This is a genomic window from Nocardioides sp. CPCC 206348, assembly GCF_048654705.1.
Taxonomy (GTDB): Bacteria; Actinomycetota; Actinomycetes; order Propionibacteriales; family Nocardioidaceae; genus Nocardioides.
On the sequence record NZ_JBMCZA010000098.1, the window covers coordinates 1 to 653 of the forward strand.

Sequence of the window (653 nt, forward strand, 5' to 3'; positions counted from 1 at the left end):
GGGCAGGTCACCGGAGCGCGCGAAGTCGTAGAGCCACCGTGGCCGGCGCAGCACCTCCGGCGCGAACCGGGCCATCGCCCTGAGGTCCAGCTTCTCCGGGATGGAGGGACTCCCCCAGTCCCGCCCGTAGGAGAACGACCAGTCCAGGGTGACGATCATGCCGACGCATCCTGCGGCCCTTGCCCGGTCCATCCGGCGGGCGATGGCCGCACGATCCCCCAGCCAGTAGGACTGGAAGAAGACCTGCGAGGACGCCTTCGTCACCTCCTCGACCGGCTTGCTCGCAAAGGAGCTGAGGCCCATCGCAATGCCACGTGCCGCGGCCGCCCGGGCCACCGCGACCTCTCCGTCGGGGTGCACCGCCTGGACCCCGGTCGGAGAGATGAGCACCGGCATCGAGATCTGCTGGCCCATGACCGTGGTGCTCAGGTCACGGTGCTGCGACAACCCGGCGACGTGGGGTGCGAGGCCGATCTCGGCGAACGCACGGGTGTTGTCGTCGTACGAGGTCCCGACCTCGGAGCCCGCCAGCAGGGCGCTGTAGACCGAGCTCGGCAAGCGCTTCTTCGCGCGACGCTGCGCTTCGGCAACGGTTTCCATCCACGACATCCGGGTCCTCCTACGGCTTGTTCGGTCCCTGTCGACGCTAGGGG

The 653-nt window shown here is 69.2% G+C and carries 1 protein-coding gene; it reads right to left on the reverse strand.

All coding sequences use genetic code 11. The features are described from left to right. On the reverse strand, positions 1 to 609 hold a 609-nt coding region (locus ACOADB_RS04960), incomplete at its 3' end, for an alpha-hydroxy-acid oxidizing protein (RefSeq protein WP_378596833.1). Between the last annotated feature and the right edge of the window lie 44 nt (positions 610 to 653).